Origin of the sequence: Streptomyces sp. NPDC050509 (assembly GCF_044457965.1) — a bacterium.
In the GTDB taxonomy this organism is placed as follows: Bacteria; Actinomycetota; Actinomycetes; order Streptomycetales; family Streptomycetaceae; genus Streptomyces.
Window position 1 is genome coordinate 1 of record NZ_JBITHL010000009.1, and the last position, 19,848, is coordinate 19,848.

Genomic DNA, 19,848 nt, shown 5'->3' on the forward strand with positions numbered 1-19,848 from the left:
GGCCTCCGCTGTCGATGGTCCGTCAGTACATCGAGCAGCAGAATCGCCCGCTCTAGCCTGCAAGTCAGAACACTTCTGAGAATCACTTCACCACCCGGCCAAAGCCCGGTGCCCTGCGATTAGTCCCGGTAGCGGAGCACGACGACCGCCCGCTGCCGCACCGGCAGGGACCGTACGGCCGCCGCCAGCGACTGCTCCAGGTCCACCCCCGCGTACGCGTCGGACGGCCCGGCCGCGTCCGGGAGTTCGCCGTACGGCAGCTCCCCGCGCCAGCGCCGCCGCCACCGGGAGGCGTGCAGGTGCACCATCGCCTTGCGTACGTACGCCTCCGGCTGTTCGGCCGCTATCCGGGGCCACTTGCCAGACCTTCGCGAGCGCGCTCTGGAGCAGGTCCTCCGCGAGATGCGCGTCCCCGGTGAGCAGCCACGCCACGCGCAGCAGCCGGGGCCCCCGGGCCGTGACGAACGCCTCGAAGTCGCCGTCGCCCGGATCCATCGGCCCGCCCTCGCCATCCTGTTCGATCCCTCACGTCAGTGGAACGCGATGGGACACCGATCAGGTTGCGTCCGTTCCTCTCGTCAGCCTCCGGCTGACCGTGCCGAGGCTGTCGGCGAGAGCGGCGAGCTGGTCGCGGTCGAGGACGTCGATGAGCAGTTCGCGGACGAGCGCGACATGCCCGGGGGCGGAGGCGCGCAGCCGCTCGCGGCCCGCGTCGGTGAGGGCGGCGACGACACCGCGTACGTCGGAGGAGCAGGCGCGGCGGCTGACGAGACCGGCCTTCTCCAGTTGTCCGACCTGGTAGGTGAGGCCGCTCTTCGAGGTGAGCAGCAGATCCGCCAGTCCGCTCATACGCAGCTCGCCGCCGGGCGCGTCGCCGAGGCGCGACAGGATCTCGTACTGCGGATGGGAGAGGCCCGCGTCCTCCTTGAGCTGCTGGTCGAGGCGGCGCTCCAGGAGGATGCCGGCGGCGATGAACCCGCGCCACGCGGCCATCTCGTGCTCGTCCAGCCAGCGGGGTTCGTCCATGGCGTTCATCCTAGGCTCCGGCGACCCCGGTTGTTCAAATTCAAATCACTGTGTACGGTCGAAAACGCGAGCCTTTGCTTAAACTTTCAAGAAAAACTCGTCGAGCTCATGCCTCCGGGTCCACGGCTCCACGGGCTCACGACTTACGACTCACGGGCTCACCGGAGCCAGGCACGGAACGGCCCCACCGAAGCGGCCCCCACCCCCTTCACCCCCTTCACCCGCCAGGAGAGAACGCACTCATGCCCTCCCCCACCAGCACCCCCACCCTCGCCCCGCTGTCCCGCCCCGGCTCCGCCCCCGGAGACCGGGCCCACGCCTCCACACCCCACGCCTACGACATCGGCCTCCTGCTGCTCCGCGTCGTCCTCGGCCTGACGATGGCCGCGCACGGCAGCCAGAAGCTCTTCGGCTGGTTCGGCGGCGGCGGCCTGGACGGCACCGGCGCGTTCTTCACGGCGAGCGGCTACCCCTCCGGCAAGGCGTTCGCCGTCGTCGCCGGAGTGACCGAGACCCTCGGCGGCCTCGGCCTGGCCATCGGCCTGCTCACGCCGCTGATGGGCGCGGCCGTGGTCGGCACGATGGTCAACGCCCTCGCCGTCAAGGGCACCGGCAGCTTCTTCGCCCCGACCGGCATCGAATACGAGATCCTGCTCACCGCGGGCGCCGCCGCCCTGGCCCTCACCGGCCCCGGCCGCATCGCCGTCGACCGCCTCCTCCCCGGCCTGAAGTCCCACCGCTTGGCCTACGGCGCATCGGCGGTGGCCCTGGGCCTGCTGGTGGCGGGCCTCACCCTGCTGCTGCGCAAGTAGGCAGCCGCGTTCGGCGTTCGGGCCGGAGATCTTGGGGCGCTAGGTTGGCCGCATGGTTGAGGGGGCGAAGGCCGAACTACGCGCTGTGGTGCCCGAGCAGCGGACAAAGGGGCGGCGTGCCGTCCGGGGGAAGAAGGACAAGGGCGGTCTGGCACGTTCGTCCCTGCTGATGGCTCTCGGCACGGTGGTGTCGCGGGCGACGGGCCTGATCCGTCAGGTGCTGCAGGCGGCAGCGCTGGGGACGGGCCTGCTGGCCAGTACGTACAACACGGCGAACACGGTGCCGACGAGCCTGTACACGCTGTTGATCGGCGGGGCGCTCAACGCCGTACTGGTACCGCAGTTGGTGCGCGCCCGCACGACGGAGCCCGACGGCGGGCGGGCCTACGAGCAGCGTCTGGTCACGCTCGTCGTCTGCGTGCTGGGGGTGGGTACGGCCCTGGCGGTCTGGGCGGCGCCGGGGATCGTCGGGCTGTACATGCGGGACACCCCGGGCAGCCATGAGGCGTTCGAGCTGACGGTGACGTTCGCGAGGTTTCTGCTGCCGCAGATCTTCTTCTACGGCCTGTTCGGCATCTACGGGCAGGTTCTGAACGCCCGTGAGAAATTCGGCGCGATGATGTGGACGCCGGTGCTGAACAACGTCGTCCTGGTCGGCATGTTCGCCGCCTATCTGGGGCTGATGACGATCCCCGCCCGGGTCGAGGACATCACGGCCGACCAGGTCCGCCTGCTGGGGATCGGAACCACGGCAGGCATCGCCTTGCAGGCCCTGGCGCTGATCCCCTTCGCGCGAGCGGCGGGTTTCCGGTTCCGGCCGCGGTTCGACTGGCGGGGCACCGGACTCGGCAGGAGCGTCCACGCGGCGAAGTGGACCCTGTTGTTCGTCCTGGCCAACCAGGTCGCCCTGACCGTCGTGACGAACTACGCCAACGCCGCCGACCAGAAGCTTCCCCACGCCGGAGCGGGCTACTCGGCGTACACCTACGCGCAGACCATCTGGCTGCTGCCGCAGTCGATCGTGACCGTGTCCCTGGTGACGGCGCTGCTGCCCCGCATGAGCCGGGCCGCCGCCGAAGGCCGGATGACGGATCTGCGCGCGGACCTCTCCCGGGCCCTGCGCGCCAGCGGCGTCGTCATCGTCCCCGCCGCCCTGTTCTTCGTCGCGTTCGGGCCGCAGATCGCCACTCTGGTGTTCGCGCACGGAGCGGCGGATGCCGCCTCGGTCCGTCCGATGGGCTACATGCTGCAGGCGTTCGGGCTGGGGCTCATTCCGTTCTCCGCCCAGTACCTGCTGCTGCGCGGCTTCTACGCCTTCGAGGACACGCGTACCCCGTTCCTCATGGCCTCCTGGATCGCCGGGGTGAACATCGCCCTGGCCACCGCCTGCCATCTGCTGCTGCCGACTCGCTGGGCCGTGGTCGGCATGGCGGGGGCCTACACCCTCTCCTACGTGGCCGGCCTCGCGCTCACCGCGTCTCTGCTGCGCAGGAGGGTGGGCGGCCGTATCGATGACGGAGCCCTGCGCCGTACGTACGGGAAACTGCTGTGCGCCGCCGTCCCGGCCGCGGGGCTGGGCTGGCTGGCCGCCCGTGCGTGCGCCGGGTCGGGGACCGGGACGTGGCCCACCGCCGTCGCGCTGGCAGCGGGGACGCTCACGACGGCGCTGGTCTACCTCCTCCTCGCCCGGTTGATGAAGATCAGCGAGCTGCGGCGCCTGCCCGGGATGCGGTAGACCGGTCGTCGGTCCGGCCGACGCCGACGTCCAGGGGTGGAAACACCGCGTCCCGCCCCTCGGCAGTGCGAAGGGCGGGACACGAGGCGGTACGCGGGGAGCGGGTGCCGTTACTCCGACGGCTTCGCCGACTTCGTCACCGGCTTGCGGAGCGCGATGTTCAGCTCGCGCAGCCGCGTCTCGTCCAGCTCCGTCGGCGCGCCCATCATCAGGTCCTGCGCGTTGCCGTTGAGCGGGAAGGCGATCGTCTCGCGGATGTTCGGCTCGTCCGCCAGCAGCATGACGATCCGGTCCACGCCCGGGGCGATGCCGCCGTGCGGCGGGGCGCCGAGGCGGAAGGCCTTGAGCATGCCCGCGAATTCGTGCTCCACGGTCTCCCGGTCGTAGCCCGCGATCTCGAACGCCTTGATCATCAGCTCCGGTTCGTGGTTACGGATCGCGCCGGACGACAGCTCGATGCCGTTGCAGACGATGTCGTACTGCCACGCCAGGATGTCCAGCGGGTCCTTCGACTCCAGGTCGTCCAGGCCGCCCTGGGGCATCGAGAACGGGTTGTGCGAGAAGTCGATCTTCCCGGTCTCCTCGTCCTTCTCGTACATCGGGAAGTCGACGATCCAACAGAACCGGAAGACGCCCTCCTCGAAGTGCCCCGCGCGCTTGGCGGCCTCGACGCGCACCGCGCTCATGATCTTGGAGACCTCGTCGAAGGCGCCCGCGCCGAAGAAGACCGCGTGTCCCGGGACCAGCGCCAGCCGCTCCGTGAGGACCTTGACGTCCGTCTCCGTCAGGAACTTGGCGATCGGGCCTGCCAGCGACCCGTCCTCGCCGACCCGGACCCAGGCGAGGCCCTTCGCGCCGTGCTCGACCGCGTACTCACCGAGGCCGTCGAAGAACTTCCGGGACTGTCCGGCGGTGTCCGGCACCGGCAGGGCCCGGACGTGTTTGCCCGCGAACGCCTTGAACTCGGAGCCCTCGAAGACGTCCGAGATGTCGACCAGTTCGAGCTGGGCGCGCAGGTCGGGCTTGTCGTTGCCGTACTTCAGCATGGACTCGCGGAACGGGATCCGCGGGAACGGCGAGGTGACGTGCCGGCCGCCGCCGAACTCCTCGAACAGCTCCGTCATGAGCTTCTCGATCGGCCGGAAGACGTCCTCCTGCTCGACGAAGCTCATCTCGACGTCGAGCTGGTAGAACTCGCCCGGCGAGCGGTCCGCGCGCGCGTCCTCGTCGCGGAAGCAGGGCGCGATCTGGAAGTAACGGTCGAAGCCCGAGATCATCAGGAGCTGCTTGAACTGCTGCGGCGCCTGCGGCAGCGCGTAGAACCTGCCCGGGTTCAGCCGCGAGGGGACGACGAAGTCGCGCGCGCCCTCGGGGGAGGTCGCGGTGAGGATCGGGGTCGCCATCTCGTTGAAGCCGAGGGCGGTCATCTTGTGCCGGATCGCGGAGACCACGGCCGTACGCAGCAGGATGTTGCGGTGCATGCGCTCGCGGCGCAGGTCGAGGAAGCGGTACTCCAGGCGCCGCTCCTCGTTGACGCCGTCCTCCGCGTTGACCGTGAACGGCAGGGGCCCGGCCGCGCCGAGGATCTCGACCTCGGAGACCTCGATCTCGATCTCGCCGGTCGGCAGCTCCGGGTTCACGTTCTCCGCACCGCGCGCGGAGACCTTGCCGTCGATACGGACGACGGTCTCCTTGGTGAGCTTGGACAGCTCCTCGTTGGCGGGCGTGCCGGGGCGGGCGACGAGCTGCACCAGACCGTAGTGGTCACGGAGATCGATGAAGAGGATGCCGCCCAGGTCTCGGCGATTGTGCAGCCAGCCGCTCAGCCGGACGTCGGCGCCGACGTCAGAGGCGCGGAGCTGGCCGCAGGTGTGGGACCTGTACCGGTGCATCGTCGTTTCATCCAGTCTTGGCAGTCGGAGTGGAGTGGGCGCCACCTGTTGGCCAACCCAATTCGGGAAAACTCGTTTGGCCATAACAGGCTACCGCCCGTGTCCGACACCGCCCTCAGTGGCGTTCGCTCCGCACATATTCATAAAGTGGGACAATGCGAACCGAGGATGTCCTGACCGCGATCGGCACCGGCCTGTGGCGCTGGGACCTGATCTCCGGATCGGTCACCCTCGACGCCGAGGCCGCCCGGCTCTTCGGCTGGCCCGCCGAGCCCCTGGAGACCACGAAGGCCGCCGTCCGCGCCCGGCTCCACCCCGTCGACTGGAACGAGATCGAGGGCGTCGTACGCCTCGCCGTCGCCGAGTCCACCCTCGCCGAGGTCCGGCTGCGCGTGATGGACGGCGACGGCCGGGTCGTCCGTACGGTACGGAGCCGCGCCAAGCCCGTCGTCACCAGCAGACCGGACGGCGACGAGGAATTCGAACTGTTCGGTACGGTCCAGGAGGTCAGCGAGCCCCGCCCCGGCACCGCCGTCGAGGGCAGCTCCATCACCGGCGACTGGCGCCGCTCCCGCGAGGCGTTCCTGCTGGACGCGGGGCGCGCGCTGGCCGAGGCGCGCTCCACCGCCGAGGTCCTGCGGGTCGCCGCGTCCCTCTCCATGCCCGGGTTCTCGCCGGACGGACTGGCGGTCTTCGGCGTCTCCGGGGGCCTCACCGGCGGCCCCTCGGGGCAGCGGCTGCGGATCATCGGGCACCACGGGCACGACGCCGGGGACGTGGGCCCCTTCGAGGAGATGTCGCTCGACACGGACTATCCGGCCGCCGAGGTCGTCAGGACCGGCCGCGCCGTCTATCTGCCGACACCCGAGGCGTACGAGCGGGAGTACCCCGCCACCTGGCAGTACGTCCAGCGCTTCGACCGCAGCTCCTGGGCGTTCGTCCCACTGGTCGTGGCGGGCCGCACCCTCGGCACCTGGATGGCGGCCTTCAAACACCGGGTCGCCTTCTCCCCGGACGAACGCTCCGTGCTGACCACGGTCGCGCGCATGCTCGCGCAGGCCCTGGCCCGCGCGGGCGTCGCCGAGTCCGAACGCGAACTGTCGATCGGCCTCCAGCGCTCGATGATGCCGCGGCTGGGGCCCGAGATCCCGGGGATGACGGTGGCGGCGCGGTACGTGCCGACCGGCGGCGGCCTCCAGGTGGGCGGCGACTGGTACGACATGATCCCGCTGCCGGACGGACGGGGCGGCGACCGGTCGGGCGGACGCTTCGCACTGGTCATCGGGGACGTGCAGGGCCATGACGTCCACGCGGCCGGCCTGATGGGCCAGCTCAGGATCGCGCTGCGGGCGTACGCCGCCGAGGGGCACCGCCCGGACGCGGTGCTCTCCCGCGCGTCCCGCTTCCTCGCCGGACTCCAGCACCACCCGGGGCAGGACGGCGCCTCCGGCGGCAGCCCGGCCGGCGAGCCCGGCGCCCCGGCCGGGCTGTTCCCGGGGACCGCGGGCTCCGACAGCGGTCCCGACGCCCTGGCCGGGCCCCGCTTCGCGACCTGCCTCTACCTGGAGGTCGACCCGGAGACGGGCACCCTCGACATCGCCCGCGCCGGCCATCCGGACCCGGTGATCCGTACCGCCGACGGCACGGCGGTCATCCGGCAGACCGCGGGCGGGCTGCCCCTCGGGATCGAGGCCGACTCCGACTATCCGACGACCCGGCTCCAGCTCGGCCCCGGCGAGCTGCTGATGCTCTGCACGGACGGGCTGATCGAGACGGGCGGACACGATCTCGCGACGGGCTGGGAGCGACTGCGCCCCGTACTGGAGGAGCCCCTGCGGGACGGCGTACGGCGCGCACCGGACGACGGCGAGTCGGATGACGGCGCGTCGGACGGCGGTGCGTCGGGAGAGGGCCGTACGGGAAAAGGCCGTACGGGAGAGGACCGCACCGGGGAGGGCCGTACGGAGGCGGGCGACCCGGCAGAAGCGCTCCCGGAAGCTCTCCCTGCGGGCATCGACGGCGCCGCCGCGCTGGAGAAGCTCGCGGACGCCCTGGTCCAGGCCGTGCACGGCCCCACCTCGTACTACACGACCGGGCCGCTCGCCGACCGCCGCGAGGACGACATCGCGCTCCTGCTGCTCTCCCGCGACCGGGACGGCGCGGCCTCCCGTACCGCCAGGACGCCCGCCCGCAGGACCGCGCTCACCATCGCGCAGGCCGAACCGGAGCGGATCGCGGGCGCCCGGCGCCAGCTCCGCGATCTGCTGCACGACTGGGCGGACCCCGAGCAGGTCGACTCGGCGGAGCTGATGGTCTCCGAGATACTGACCAACGTGCTCGTCCACACGGACGGGGACGCGCTGCTGGTCGCGGAGGCGCGGGGCGAGCACGGAGCGCGCCGGCTGCGGATCGAGGTCGCGGACACCAGCGACGACCTGCCGCACCGCCGGCGCCCCGGCGAGCTGGCGTCCAGCGGGCGGGGGCTGGTGCTGCTGGAGATCCTGGCGGACGCGTGGGGGGTGGACCCGCGGGGCGAGGGGAAGTGCACCTGGTTCGAGCTCTACGAGGACGGCGGAGGCGGGGCGGCGGTACCGTCCGGACCGTCGGATCCGGTGGAGGAGTCCGCGGCGTAACGTTTCCGCACCTCGGAGAGCACCCCGAACGCGGCGGCCGTCAGCGGTACGGCCAGCAGCATGCCCAGAATCCCGGCGACGCTCGCGCCCGCCGTGATCGCCAGCATCACCACGGCGGGATGCATCTGCACCGTACGGCTCTGGATCATCGGCTGGAGCAGATGCCCCTCCAGCACCTGGACGGCGAGCACCACCCCGAGCGCCCAGAGCCCGATCACCCACCCCCGGTCGACCAGGGCGACCAGCACGGCGACGGCGCCGGAGATCAGGGCACCGAGGTACGGGATGTACGCGCCGACGAAGACCAGCGCCCCCAGCCCGACCGCGCCGGGCACCCGCAGGATCAGCAGGCCGACGGTGATGCAGATCGCGTCGATGAGCGCGATCAGGGTCGTCCCGCGCATGAACCCCTCGACGGCCCCGAAGGCGCGGCGCCCCATCGCCTCGACGGCCCGCCCGGCCGCTCCCGGGGCGAACACCCGGAGCGCGCGGGCCGCCCGGGAGGAGTCCCGCAGGAAGAAGAAGACCAGCAGCAGGGCGAGGACGGCGGTGGCGATCAGCTCCCCGACCACGCTGATGCCGGTGAGCACCCCGGAGGCGGCGGTGGCACCGAACTTCCCGACGAGGTCCTTGGCGTTCTTCGCCAGGTCCTCCAGCGAGGTCCCGGCGGCCCCGCCGAAGTGCTTGCTCACCTCCTGGCCCGCCTGGCGCAGCGAGGCGACGATCTGGTCCCCGGTGTCGACGAGCGCGCTGACGACGATGTACGCGGCGCCGCCCACCACGCCCACGATGGCGACACAGGTCAGCGCGGAGGCGAGCGACGCGTTGAGCCGCAGCGCGATCAGCCGGCGGTAGAGCGGGCCGAGCAGCGCGGTGCCGAGAAGGGCGAGCAGGACGGGGGTGACGGCCGTCTTGAAGGTGACACACAGCCAGATCGCGACGGCCCCCACCCCGGAGACCAGCAGCGCGACCCCGCACCACGCGGCGAGGCGCCGGGCGCTCTCGGGGAGGAGGGGGTTCGGCGGCGTCTGCACGCTCCCAGCCGACCACGGCCGGGCGGGCTTGTCCTGCGCTGCCCACCGCCCGGGTGACGCACCGTCACCCGGGCGAACGGAAGAACCTACGCGCGTTCCGCCGGGACCGTACCGAGGCGGCCCGCCTGGAAGTCCTCGAAGGCCTGCTTCAGCTCGGCGTGACTGTTCATCACGAACGGGCCGTAGTGCGCCATCGGCTCCCTGATCGGCTGCCCGCCCAGGAGCACGACCTCCAGGTCCGGCGTGTGCGCGTCCTGCGTCGCGTCGGCCCGTACGGTGAGCGAGCCGCCCGCGCCGAAGACCGCCGTCTGCCCGGTGTGGACCGGACGGCGCTCCGCGCCGACCGTGCCGCGCCCGGCCAGGACGTACGCGAGACCGTTGAAGTCCTCGCGCCACGGCAGCGTCACCTCGGCGCCCGGCCGCAGCGTGGCGTGGATCATCGTGATCGGGGTGTGGGTGACGCCGGGGCCCTCGTGGCCGTCCAGGGCGCCCGCGATGACCCGCAGCAGCGCGCCGCCGTCGGGCGAGGTCAGAAGCTGGACCTGGCCGCCGCGGATGTCCTGGTAGCGCGGGTCCATCATCTTGTCGGAGGCCGGCAGGTTCACCCAGAGCTGGAGGCCGTGGAACAGCCCGCCGGAGGTGACCAGCGACTCCGGCGGCGCCTCGATGTGCAGCAGGCCCGAGCCCGCCGTCATCCACTGGGTGTCGCCGTTGGTGATGGTGCCGCCACCGCCCTGGCTGTCCTGGTGGTCGAATATCCCGTCGATGATGTACGTGACCGTCTCGAAGCCGCGGTGCGGGTGCCAGGGGGTCCCCTTCGGCTCTCCCGGCGCGTACTCCACCTCACCCATCTGATCCATCATGATGAAGGGGTCGAGGCGCTTGTAGTCGATCCCCGCGAACGCGCGGCGCACCGGGAATCCCTCGCCCTCGAAGCCGCCGGGCGCGGTCGTGACGGCGAGCACGGGACGGGCCACGGCGTCGGCCGGAGCCGCCACACGGGGCAGGGTCAGCGGGTTTTCGACGGTCACTGCGGGCATGACGGCCTCCTCAGGCTCTCCTGTACCAATTTAGTTGAACAGTGAACATCTCGCAAGGTGTGCCGCATTCCCGGATGCCTTCCAGATGCCTTCCAGATGCCTTCCGGACGGAAGAAGGGCCCGTACCGGTGCGGTACGGGCCCTCGTCAGGATCGGGAGACGGCGTGCTCAGCCGTACATGCGCCTCATCGCGAAGTCCACCATCTGCTCGACCGCCTTCGCGTCGAACACCATCCGGTGCTCGCCCTCCATGTCGAGCACGAAGCCGTACCCCGTCGGCAGCAGGTCGATCACCTCGGCCCCGGTGATCACGAAGTACTTCGACTCCTTGCCCGCGTAGCGCCGCAGCTCCTTGAGCGTGCTGAACATGGGGATCACCGGCTGCTGCGTGTTGTGCAGCGCCAGGAACCCGGGGTTGTCACCCCGCGGGCAGTAGACCTTCGACGTCGCGAAGATCTGCTGGAAGTCCTCGGCCTGGAGCGACCCCGTCGTGAACGCCCGCACGGCGTCGCCGAGCGACGGAGGCGACGGTTCCGGATACAGCGGCTGCTCGGCGTACCCGCCCGCGCCGGCGCCACCCATCGGCTGCTGCTGCGGGTGCGCGTACTGCTGCTGAGCGCCCATGTTCTGGTCGTAGCCGTACATGGACGCAAGAGTACTGAGGAATGGCGCCCCTGGGATCCCCGTCTACCACGTCACACATCGCCCGCGGGCCCCGGCGCGGGGTTGCATCTTATTACCGATGGGTAGCATCATCGGTAGCTACCAACCGGTACTGGCATACGCATGAGGGATCTGCCTCCTGCCTTTCCGCCTTCCCGATCCTTACGGAGTCGTCGCCATGGGGCACTACAAGTCGAATCTCCGCGACATCGAGTTCAACCTCTTCGAGGTCCTCGGGCGCGACAAGCTGTACGGGACGGGCCCGTTCGCGGAGATGGACGTCGAGACCGCCAGGAGCATCCTCGAAGAGGTCACCCGCCTCGCGGAGAACGACCTCGCCGAGTCGTTCGCCGAGGCCGACCGCACCCCGCCGGTGTTCGACCCGCAGACGAACACGGCGCCGGTCCCGGCCGCCTTCAAGAAGAGCTACCAGGCCTACATGGACTCCGAGTACTGGCGCCTGGGCCTGCCGGAGGAGATCGGCGGCACGACCTCCCCGCGCTCCCTGATCTGGGCCTACGCGGAGCTGCTGCTCGGCGCCAACCCCGCCGTGTGGATGTACTCCTCGGGCCCGGCCTTCGCCGGCGTCCTGCACGACGAGGGCAACGACGCGCAGAAGAAGGTCGCCGCGATCGCCGTCGAGCGCCGGTGGGGCTCCACGATGGTCCTCACCGAGCCGGACGCGGGCTCGGACGTCGGCGCGGGCCGCACGAAGGCCGTCGAGCAGGAGGACGGCACCTGGCACATCGAGGGCGTGAAGCGCTTCATCACCTCCGGTGAGCACGACATGTCGGAGAACATCCTCCACTACGTCCTCGCCCGCCCCGAGGGAGCCGGACCGGGCACCAAGGGCCTCTCGCTCTTCCTCGTGCCCAAGTACGAGTTCGACTGGGAGACCGGCGAGCCGGGCGAGCGCAACGGCGTCTACGCGACGAACGTCGAGCACAAGATGGGCCTCAAGGGGTCCAACACCTGCGAGCTGACCTTCGGCGACCGCCACCCCGCCAAGGGCTGGCTGATCGGCGACAAGCACGAGGGCATCCGCCAGATGTTCCGCATCATCGAGTTCGCGCGGATGATGGTCGGCACGAAGGCGATCGCCACCCTCTCCACCGGTTACCTGAACGCGCTGGAGTACGCCAAGGAGCGCGTCCAGGGCCCCGACCTGGCGCAGTTCATGGACAAGAACGCGCCCAAGGTCACCATCACGCACCACCCCGACGTACGCCGCTCGCTGATGACGCAGAAGGCGTACGCGGAGGGCATGCGCTCCCTGGTGATGTACACGGCTTCGGTGCAGGACGAGATCGCGTTCAAGGAGGCCGAGGGCGAGCCCACGAAGGCGCTGCACGGCCTCAACGACCTGCTGCTGCCCATCGTGAAGGGGTACGGCTCCGAGCGGTCGTACGAGCAGCTCGCGCAGGCGCTCCAGATCTTCGGCGGCTCCGGATACCTCCAGGAGTACCCGGTCGAGCAGTACATCCGGGACGCCAAGATCGACACCCTCTACGAGGGGACGACGGCGATCCAGGGCCAGGACTACTTCTTCCGGAAGATCGTCCGCGACCAGGGCCAGGCGCTGAACACCCTCTCCGAGGAGATCAAGACCTTCCTCGCGGTCGGCACGGGCGGTACGGAGCTGGCCCCGGCCCGCGAGGCGCTCGCCAAGGCCGCCGGTGACCTGGAGGCGATCGTCGGCGCGATGCTGGCCGACCTCACGGCCACCGGCGAGGACGTCAAGAACATCTACAAGGTCGGCCTCAACACCACTCGCCTGCTGATGGCTTCGGGCGACGTGGTCGTCGGCTACCTGCTGCTGCGCGGCGCCGCCGTGGCCGCGGAGAAGCTGGAGACGGCCGCGTCCAAGGACGTGGCGTTCTACCAGGGCAAGATCGCGGCGGCCAAGTTCTTCGCCGCGAACGTACTGCCGGGCGTCGCGACGGAGCGGGCGCTCGCCGAGTCGGTCGACAGCACGCTGATGGAGCTGGACGAGGCGGCGTTCTGAGCCCGGGGCTCCGGGCCACGGGCCCTGGGCTCCGGGTCACGGGCCCTGGGCTCCGGGTCACGGGCCCTGGGCTCCGGGTCACGGGCCCCGGGCGACGCCGCCCGCCCCCATCGACAGGGCACCTCCGCGCACACCACGCGGGAGGTGCCCTGCGCGCGGCGCTCCCGGCCACTGCCAGGGCCGGTGTCGGACCTCGTCGTTAGGGTTGGGCCCATGAGCACTTCCACCCGCTTCGACCGCGGCCTCACCGACGACCTCATGTCCTACCTCGCGGCCAGCCCGTCGCCGTACCACGCGGTGGCGAACGCCGCGGCGCGCCTGGAGAAGGCCGGCTTCCGGCAGGTGCGGGAGACGGACGCCTGGGACGGGTCGAAGGGCGGCCGGTACGTCGTGCGCGGCGGTGCGCTCATCGCCTGGTTCGTGCCGGAGGGCGCCGAGCCGCACACCCCGTTCCGGATCGTCGGCGCGCACACCGACTCGCCGAACCTGCGGGTGAAGCCCCTGCCGGACACCGGCTCGTACGGCTGGCGCCAGATCGCCGTCGAGGTGTACGGCGGGACGCTGCTCAACACCTGGCTCGACCGCGATCTGGGGCTCGCCGGCCGGGTCACCCTGCGCGACGGTTCGCACCGGCTGGTCAACGTCGACCGCGCGCTGCTGCGCGTCCCGCAGCTCGCCGTCCACCTCGACCGTTCGGTCAACACGGACGGCCTGAAGCTGGACAGACAGCGGCACATGCAGCCGATCTGGGGCCTCGGGGAGCCCGAGGAGGGCGATCTGATCCGCTTCGTCGCGGAGGAACTGGGCGTCGAGGCCGACGAGATCACCGGCTGGGACCTGATGCCGCACGCCATCGAGGCGCCCTCGTACCTCGGCAGGGACCGCGAGCTGGTGGCAGGACCGCGGATGGACAACCTGCTGTCGGTGCACGCGGGGACGGCGGCGCTGGCCGCGGTCTCGACGGACTCCGGCACGCCCCTGGCGTACATCCCGGTCCTCGCCGCCTTCGACCACGAGGAGAACGGCTCGCAGTCGGACACCGGCGCCGAAGGCCCCCTGCTCGGTACGGTCCTGGAGCGCTCGGTGCTCGCCCGCGGGGGCACGTACGAGGACCGCGCGCGGGCCTTCGCCGGCACGGTCTGCCTGTCGTCGGACACGGGACACGCCGTCCACCCCAACTACGGCGAGCGCCACGACCCGACGCACCACCCGCGTGCCAACGGCGGCCCGATCCTCAAGGTCAACGTGAACATGCGGTACGCGACGGACGGCAGCGGCCGGGCCGTGTTCGCCGAGGCCTGCGAGAAGGCGGGCGTGCCGTGGCAGACGTTCGTCTCCAACAACGCGATGCCGTGCGGTACGACGATCGGCCCGATCACCGCGGCCCGGCACGGTATCCAGACCGTCGACATCGGCGTCGCCATCCTGTCGATGCACAGCGCGCGCGAGCTGTGCGGCGCGGACGACCCGTACCACCTGGCGAACGCGCTGGTGGCGTTCCTGGCGGGCTGATCAGCGGCCCGATCAGGGGGCGTATCTGCCGGAGCGCCCCGCCGAGGCCGGCGCCGAGGCCGCGACCGGAGCGCCCCACGGACCGAACCGCCGCCGCCCGCATGCCTGTTCCGGTCAGGGGTACCCGATGCATGACCGACACCCGGCACGACACGACTCCTGTGAAGAGGCGGGCCCCATGGGCATAGGCGGATGCATCACCCTCATCGCGGTCGGCGCGATCCTCACGTTCGCGACCGACTGGGAACTCGACAGCGTCAACCTCGACCTGGTCGGCGTGATCATGATGGCCGTCGGCATCATCGGCACGGCCGTCATGACCAGCATCGCGCGCCGGCGCAGGGCGATCGTCACCCCGGTCGCACCGACGGTGGTGGACCGGAACGAGCGCTTCTGACGGGACGACGTGCGCCCGTACGACGCCCGCCCGAACGGCCTGCGCCCGTACGGGCTCCGGCCGGCGCTACGCGTCGAGACCGGCGAGCACGAGCCCGAGCCGGGACGTCCCCGCGTCACCGACCACGACCGGAACGCCCCAGTCCTGCTGGTGGACATGGCAGGCCGGGTACTCGTTCAGCGGGTCGTCGTCGCACGAGGCGGCCATCGCGGACACGTGCAGCACGCCCTCGGTGACATCCGGCGCCAGCACCAGGTCGCGGCCCAGATCCGTACCGGCGCCGCCGCCCTCCAGCAGCAGCTCCGGCGGGGTCGCCGAGACCAGCAGCCGGGTGGACGGGCCGTACCGCGTGTCCAGCTTCTGCCCGGTCGGCGCCGTGAAGACGACGTCCAGCCGCAGCGCGCCCGGCGCGACCTCGGTCGCGGCCCGCTGCGTGCGGTGGGCGACGGACTCCACGCGCACCGCCTCCTCGGGCAGCCGCAGCCGCGTCAGCCGGTGCCGCGCGGACTCGACGACGACGATGTCCTCGCCCACCAGGACGGCGTCGCTCGGCTCGCGCAGATCGGTGGCGAGCGTCGTCACCTCGCCGGTCGCCGGGTCGTAGCGGCGCAGCGCGTGGTTGTACGTGTCGCAGACGGCGACGGAGCCGTCGGGCAGCGCGGTGACCCCCAGCGGGTGCTGGAGCAGGGCCTGGGCGGCGGGGCCGTCGCGGTGCCCGAAGTCGAAGAGCCCGCTGCCGACGGCCGTACGGATCACGAACCCGCTACCGTCCGCGCCAGGGCCGCGCTCGACGTACCGCAGCGCGCTGGTCTCGGAGTCCGCGATCCACAGCCGGTCCCCGGCCGCCGCGAGCCCGGACGGCTGCGCGAACCACGCCTCGGCGGCGTCCCCGTCCACCAGCCCCTCGTTGGTCGTGCCGGCCGCGGCCTCGACGGTCCCGGTGACCGGGTCGTACGTCCAGAGCTGATGCACCCCGGCCATCGCGATCCACACCCGGTCCGCCCACCAGGCGACGTCCCACGGCGAGGAGAGGGCCACCTCCAGGGCGGGGCCCGAGGTCGGCGCCCCCTGCCACCACTGCCGGCCGGTCCCGGCGACGGTCTCGATCGCACCGCTGACCGGGTCGTACGTACGCAGCGCGTGGTTCACGGTGTCCGCGACGATCACCCGCCCGTCGGGCAGCGACGCCAGCCCCTGCGGCTCGCTGAACGCGTCGGGGCCGAAGCCGCGCTGCCCACTGCCGATCCGCCGTACGACCGTCTCCGCGTCGGCGTCCAGCTCCACGAGCTGGTGCCGGGTCGAGTCCGAGACGAGGAGACGGCCGCCGGGCAGCTCCAGCGCCTTGCCCGGGAAGCGCAGATCGGTCGCGACGGGCTCCGGCGGCACATACGGCCCGTCCCCGCGCCGCAGCGTCCCCTTGGCCGCGTGCTCGGCCTCCAGCTCCTCCACGAGCTTCGCGAGGGCGTGCGCGTGCCCCTCACCGGCGTGCTGCGCGACGACGTACCCCTCGGGGTCGATCACGACGAGCGTGGGCCAGGCCCGTACGGCGTACTGCTTCCAGGTGGCCAGCTCGGGGTCGTCCAGGACCGGGTGGTGCACCTCGTACCGCTCGACGGCGTCGACGACGGCCTGGTGCTCGGCCTCGTGCACGAACTTCGGCGAGTGGACGCCGATGATCACGACGGTGTCCCGGTGCTTCTCCTCCAGCTCCCGCAGCTCGTCCAGGACGTGCAGGCAGTTGATGCAGCAGAACGTCCAGAAGTCGAGAATGACGATGCGTCCCCGCAGGTCGGCGAGGGTGTACGAGGTGTCGCCGGTATTGAGCCAGCCGCCCTTGCCGATCAGTTCGGGGGCGCGCACGCGCGCGCGGCGGGAGGGGGCGGGGGTCGCGTCGTTCATGATTCAAGGGTGCCACTCCCGGACCGGCGCGCACGACCCGCACACCCGCACCACCCGCAGCAGAGGACGGGCCGTCGCTCAGCGGCGCGGCGAGGGCGGTGATGACGAGGACGGGGGCGGCGGCGGGGACGGCGGCGCGAGTCCGAGCCGCCGGTCCTTCAGCGCCGGGAACTGCTCGCGCGTCCGGGCGACCTTCGCCGGGTCGACCTCCACGACCAGCACCTCCTCCCCCGTGCCCGCCTCGGCCAGCACCTCGCCCCAGGGGTCCACGACGATGCTGTGCCCCGACTGCTCCACCCCGGCGTGCGTTCCGGCGGTGGCGCAGGCCAGGACGTACGCCTGGTTCTCCACGGCGCGCGCCCGCGCGAGCAGCGTCCAGTGCGCACGCCGGCGCGCGGGCCAGCCCGCCGGTACGACGAGCACCTCGGCGCCCGCGTCGATCAGCCCGCGGAACAGCTCGGGGAAGCGGAGGTCGTAACAGGTGGCGAGGCCGAGGGTGGTCTCCGGCAGCCGTACGGTGACGAGTTCGCCGCCCGCGTCCATCAGCGTCGCCTCGCCCCTGTCGAAGCCGAAGCGGTGGATCTTGCGGTACGTACGGACCAGTTCACCGGCGGGGGAGAGGACGAGCGAGGTGTTGAAGAGTTCACCCGAGGCGGCGGCCTCCACCACGGACCCGGCGTGCAGCCAGACCCCCGCGTCGCGCGCCGCCCCGGATATCGCCGCGAAGGTCGGCCCGTCCACCGGCTCCGCCGCCGCCGCGAAGGACTCGTACGCGAACGCCCCGACCGGCCAGAGCTCCGGGAGGACGACGAGATCAGCGCCACGTTGTTCCCGTACCAGGGTGGCAACGCGCCGCCTACGGGATTCGGCCGATTCGTCCGGGTCTACTGCGATCTGGATCAGCGAAGCGCGCACAGTACCACCGTCCTGGCATTCGAGCCGTCAACACGGGCCTACGATCGTCACACGAAAGCACTGCCGGGGTGCCATCGGGCAGCGTAACTTAGCTGCCGAACCTCCCACGCAGCCCGCAGCCGCCCGCCAGCAAGCCAGCCCGCGTACCGCAGAACCGCCGAGGGGTCCCGTGACCGTCCATCCCAGCCTTCAGAACTACGCCGATGCCTGGACCCACTCCATCGAGGCCATAGCCGAGCTGGTGCAGCCGCTCGTCGAGGGCGAATGGAACCGGCGCACCCCGTGCCCCGGCTGGTCCGTGCGGGACATCGTCTCGCATGTCATCGGTCTGGACTGCGAGATGCTCGGGGACCCGCGGCCGATCCACTCACTGCCCCGCGATCTCTATCACGTACGGGACGAGCACACCCGCTACATGGAGATGCAGGTCGATGTGCGGCGCCACCACACCGCGCCGGAGATGACCGCCGAGCTGGAGTACACGGTCATCCGCCGCAACCGGCAGTTGCGGAACGAGACGCGCGCGCCCGACACCATGGTCCGCGCGCCGCTCGGCGCCGAGCAGACCCTGGAAACCGCCATGCGGATGCGGGCGTTCGACATCTGGGTGCACGAACAGGACCTGCGCTCCGCGCTGAACCGGCCCGGGAACCTGGACTCCCCCGGCGCCCTGGTCGCCCGTGACGTGCTGCTGGCCGCGCTGCCGAAGGTCGTCGCCAAGGACGCGGGCGCGCCGCCGAGTTCGGCGGTCGTCATCGACGTGAACGGCCCGCTGGAGTTCCTCCGTACGGTACGGGTGAACGCGGAGGGGCGCGGTTCGGTCGACGGCTCGCCCTCGCTCGGCCCGGTCGTCACGCTCGCGACGGACTGGGAGACGTACTTCCGGCTGGCGTGCGGACGGGTGCGGCCCGCGGCGGTGGAGGACCGGCTGAAGGTGGACGGCGACCAGGAGCTGGCGGAGGCGATCCTGCGGAACTTCGCCGTCACCCCGTAGGCCCCGGGCCCCCGTAGGCCCCGGCCCGGCCCGTCAGGTTCGTTCAGACAGGAACGTGCACGGCCTCCACCCGGCTCGCCACCAGCCGCTCCCGCTCCCGCCGCGCGGTGCGCGAGCGCAGCCGCAGGATCTGGACGATCCCGATCGCCTGGAGGACGAAGACGGACGAGAACGCGATCCGGTAGTTGTCGCCCGTCGCGTCCAGCAGGACACCGACCGCGAAGAGCGTCGTCATCGAGGCCGTGAAACCACCCATGTTGACGATTCCGGAGGCCGTGCCCTGACGCCCGGGCGGGTTGGCGGGCCGGGCGAAGTCGAAGCCGATCATCGACGCGGGCCCGCAGGCGCCGAGGACCGCGCAGAGCGTGATCAGCAGCGACATGGGGGCGTGGTCGCCGGGATACGTGACGATCGTCGCCCAGACCAGCGCGGTCGCCCCGACCGTACCGAGGGCGAGCGGCACCCTGGCCGCGTGGTGCCGGGCGATGACCTGGCCGTACACCAGCCCGACGACCATGTTGGAGAGCACGATCAGGGTGAGCAGCTCCCCCGCGACGGCGCGGGACAGGCCCTGCGCCTCGACGAGGAACGGCATCCCCCAGAGCAGCAGGAAGAACATCGCCGGGAACTGGGTGGTGAAGTGCACCCACATCCCCAGCCGGGTACCGGGCTCGCGCCAGGACGCGGCGATCTGCTTCCGCACGTACGCGGCGCCCGCGTGCTCGGCGGGCGGCGGCTCGTGCCCCTCCGGGTGGTCCTTGAGGAAGAGCAGCAGCAGGACGAGGACGACGACCCCGGCCAGCGCACTGCCGGCGAACGTCGCGGCCCAGCCGAGGGAGCCGAGGGCGCGGGAGATGAAGATGGTGGAGACGAGGTTGCCCGCCATCCCGAACAGGGCGGCGACCTGGGCGATCATCGGCACGCGCCGGGCCGGGAACCAGCGGGTGCCGAGCCGCAGCACGCTGATGAAGGTCATCGCGTCGCCGCAGCCGAGGAGCGCGCGGGCGGCGAGCGCCGTGCCGTACGAGGGGGAGAGCGCGAAGCCGAGCTGCCCGACCGTGAAGAGCACGACGCCGAGGGTGAGCACCTTCTTCGTGCCCAGCCGGTCGACCATCAGGCCGACGGGTATCTGCATGCCCGCGTACACGAGCACCTGGAGGATCGAGAACGTCGACAGGGCCGAGGCGTTGATGTGGAAGCGCTCGACGGCGTCGAGACCGGCCACGCCCAGGCTCGTACGGAAGATGACGGCGACGAAGTAGACGGCGACGCCGATGCCCCACATCCAGGT

At 71.4% G+C, this 19,848-nt stretch carries 15 protein-coding genes and 1 pseudogene; 7 read left to right on the forward strand and 9 right to left on the reverse strand.

Translation table 11 applies throughout. From position 1 onward, the window contains the following. Positions 1–128: 128 nt before the first annotated feature. Both ACIBJC_RS24965 and ACIBJC_RS24970 read right to left on the reverse strand, forming a co-directional pair. A pseudogene (locus ACIBJC_RS24965) lies at positions 129–495 on the reverse strand (SigE family RNA polymerase sigma factor); the annotation flags it as partial. 60 nt (positions 496–555) lie between these two features. Next, positions 556–1,026: a MarR family winged helix-turn-helix transcriptional regulator gene (locus ACIBJC_RS24970; protein ID WP_399296063.1), complete on the reverse strand. Its 471-nt coding sequence runs from the start codon at positions 1,024–1,026 to the stop codon at positions 556–558. Positions 1,027–1,268: 242 nt separating this feature from the next. Between ACIBJC_RS24970 and ACIBJC_RS24975 the strand changes: the two genes are divergently transcribed. Then, a complete protein-coding gene (locus ACIBJC_RS24975; RefSeq protein ID WP_399296065.1) occupies positions 1,269–1,838 on the forward strand; it encodes a DoxX family membrane protein in 570 nt (189 codons plus the stop codon). 52 nt (positions 1,839–1,890) lie between these two features. Next, complete coding sequence (gene murJ, locus ACIBJC_RS24980; RefSeq protein ID WP_399296067.1) at positions 1,891–3,573, forward strand: murein biosynthesis integral membrane protein MurJ; 1,683 nt, start codon at positions 1,891–1,893, stop codon at positions 3,571–3,573. A 110-nt stretch (positions 3,574–3,683) separates the two neighbouring features. On the opposite strand, the gene aspS is transcribed toward murJ, so the two are convergent. Next, entirely contained in the window at positions 3,684–5,465 is a 1,782-nt protein-coding gene (aspS, locus tag ACIBJC_RS24985; protein ID WP_399296069.1) for an aspartate--tRNA ligase, read from the reverse strand. A 155-nt stretch (positions 5,466–5,620) separates the two neighbouring features. Here aspS and ACIBJC_RS24990 point away from each other — a divergent pair, with 155 nt between their 5' ends. After that, a complete protein-coding gene (locus ACIBJC_RS24990; protein WP_399296071.1) occupies positions 5,621–8,098 on the forward strand; it encodes a SpoIIE family protein phosphatase in 2,478 nt (825 codons plus the stop codon). Here the strand turns inward: ACIBJC_RS24990 and ACIBJC_RS24995 are convergent. The 3 genes from ACIBJC_RS24995 to ACIBJC_RS25005 all read right to left on the reverse strand — a co-directional run bounded on the left by ACIBJC_RS24995 (position 8,026) and on the right by ACIBJC_RS25005 (position 10,817). Beyond that, positions 8,026–9,132 (reverse strand): AI-2E family transporter, encoded by a 1,107-nt coding sequence (locus ACIBJC_RS24995; protein WP_399296073.1) that lies wholly within the window; start codon positions 9,130–9,132, stop codon positions 8,026–8,028. The two genes, ACIBJC_RS24990 and ACIBJC_RS24995, sit on opposite strands and share 73 nt — an antisense overlap. 86 nt (positions 9,133–9,218) lie before the next feature. Continuing rightward, positions 9,219–10,172 carry a pirin family protein gene (locus tag ACIBJC_RS25000; protein WP_399296075.1) on the reverse strand — a complete coding sequence of 318 codons (954 nt, stop codon included), beginning with the start codon at positions 10,170–10,172 and terminating at the stop codon, positions 9,219–9,221. A 168-nt stretch (positions 10,173–10,340) separates the two neighbouring features. Continuing rightward, the gene (locus tag ACIBJC_RS25005) at positions 10,341–10,817 is read right to left on the reverse strand and encodes an SseB family protein (RefSeq protein WP_329822904.1); all 477 of its coding nucleotides are present in this window, start codon (positions 10,815–10,817) and stop codon (positions 10,341–10,343) included. A gap of 196 nt (positions 10,818–11,013) precedes the next feature. Between ACIBJC_RS25005 and ACIBJC_RS25010 the strand changes: the two genes are divergently transcribed. The 3 genes from ACIBJC_RS25010 to ACIBJC_RS25020 all read left to right on the forward strand — a co-directional run bounded on the left by ACIBJC_RS25010 (position 11,014) and on the right by ACIBJC_RS25020 (position 14,749). After that, entirely contained in the window at positions 11,014–12,840 is a 1,827-nt protein-coding gene (locus ACIBJC_RS25010; protein WP_399296077.1) for an acyl-CoA dehydrogenase, read from the forward strand. A gap of 213 nt (positions 12,841–13,053) precedes the next feature. Then, complete coding sequence (locus ACIBJC_RS25015) at positions 13,054–14,352, forward strand: M18 family aminopeptidase (RefSeq protein ID WP_399296079.1); 1,299 nt, start codon at positions 13,054–13,056, stop codon at positions 14,350–14,352. A gap of 178 nt (positions 14,353–14,530) precedes the next feature. Next, positions 14,531–14,749, forward strand: a complete 219-nt coding sequence (locus ACIBJC_RS25020; protein WP_329822901.1) for a DUF6458 family protein — start codon at positions 14,531–14,533, stop codon at positions 14,747–14,749. Between the two features lie 66 nt (positions 14,750–14,815). On the opposite strand, the gene ACIBJC_RS25025 is transcribed toward ACIBJC_RS25020, so the two are convergent. Next, positions 14,816–16,648, reverse strand: coding sequence for an NHL domain-containing thioredoxin family protein (locus ACIBJC_RS25025; RefSeq protein WP_399296081.1), 1,833 nt, complete (start codon positions 16,646–16,648; stop codon positions 14,816–14,818). Positions 16,649–16,726: 78 nt separating this feature from the next. Then, a complete protein-coding gene (locus ACIBJC_RS25030; RefSeq protein ID WP_399296083.1) occupies positions 16,727–17,563 on the reverse strand; it encodes a carbon-nitrogen family hydrolase in 837 nt (278 codons plus the stop codon). Positions 17,564–17,732: 169 nt separating this feature from the next. Here ACIBJC_RS25030 and ACIBJC_RS25035 point away from each other — a divergent pair, with 169 nt between their 5' ends. Further along, complete coding sequence (locus tag ACIBJC_RS25035) at positions 17,733–18,557, forward strand: maleylpyruvate isomerase family mycothiol-dependent enzyme (protein WP_399296084.1); 825 nt, start codon at positions 17,733–17,735, stop codon at positions 18,555–18,557. A 43-nt stretch (positions 18,558–18,600) separates the two neighbouring features. On the opposite strand, the gene ACIBJC_RS25040 is transcribed toward ACIBJC_RS25035, so the two are convergent. Next, positions 18,601–19,842, reverse strand: coding sequence for a nitrate/nitrite transporter (locus ACIBJC_RS25040; protein ID WP_399296773.1), 1,242 nt, complete (start codon positions 19,840–19,842; stop codon positions 18,601–18,603). Positions 19,843–19,848 lie beyond the last annotated feature (6 nt).

Bases quoted from the DNA above. Each gene is read 5' to 3' on its own strand.
- ACIBJC_RS24970 (WP_399296063.1), bottom strand. From the start codon at position 1,026: ATGGACGAACCCCGCTGGCTGGACGAGCACGAGATGGCCGCGTGGCGC.
- ACIBJC_RS24975 (WP_399296065.1), top strand. From the start codon at position 1,269: ATGCCCTCCCCCACCAGCACCCCCACCCTCGCCCCGCTGTCCCGCCCC.
- murJ (WP_399296067.1), top strand. From the start codon at position 1,891: ATGGTTGAGGGGGCGAAGGCCGAACTACGCGCTGTGGTGCCCGAGCAG.
- aspS (WP_399296069.1), bottom strand. From the start codon at position 5,465: ATGCACCGGTACAGGTCCCACACCTGCGGCCAGCTCCGCGCCTCTGAC.
- ACIBJC_RS24990 (WP_399296071.1), top strand. From the start codon at position 5,621: ATGCGAACCGAGGATGTCCTGACCGCGATCGGCACCGGCCTGTGGCGC.
- ACIBJC_RS25000 (WP_399296075.1), bottom strand. From the start codon at position 10,172: ATGCCCGCAGTGACCGTCGAAAACCCGCTGACCCTGCCCCGTGTGGCG.
- ACIBJC_RS25005 (WP_329822904.1), bottom strand. From the start codon at position 10,817: ATGTACGGCTACGACCAGAACATGGGCGCTCAGCAGCAGTACGCGCAC.
- ACIBJC_RS25010 (WP_399296077.1), top strand. From the start codon at position 11,014: ATGGGGCACTACAAGTCGAATCTCCGCGACATCGAGTTCAACCTCTTC.
- ACIBJC_RS25015 (WP_399296079.1), top strand. From the start codon at position 13,054: ATGAGCACTTCCACCCGCTTCGACCGCGGCCTCACCGACGACCTCATG.
- ACIBJC_RS25020 (WP_329822901.1), top strand. From the start codon at position 14,531: ATGGGCATAGGCGGATGCATCACCCTCATCGCGGTCGGCGCGATCCTC.
- ACIBJC_RS25025 (WP_399296081.1), bottom strand. From the start codon at position 16,648: ATGAACGACGCGACCCCCGCCCCCTCCCGCCGCGCGCGCGTGCGCGCC.
- ACIBJC_RS25040 (WP_399296773.1), bottom strand. From the start codon at position 19,842: ATGTGGGGCATCGGCGTCGCCGTCTACTTCGTCGCCGTCATCTTCCGT.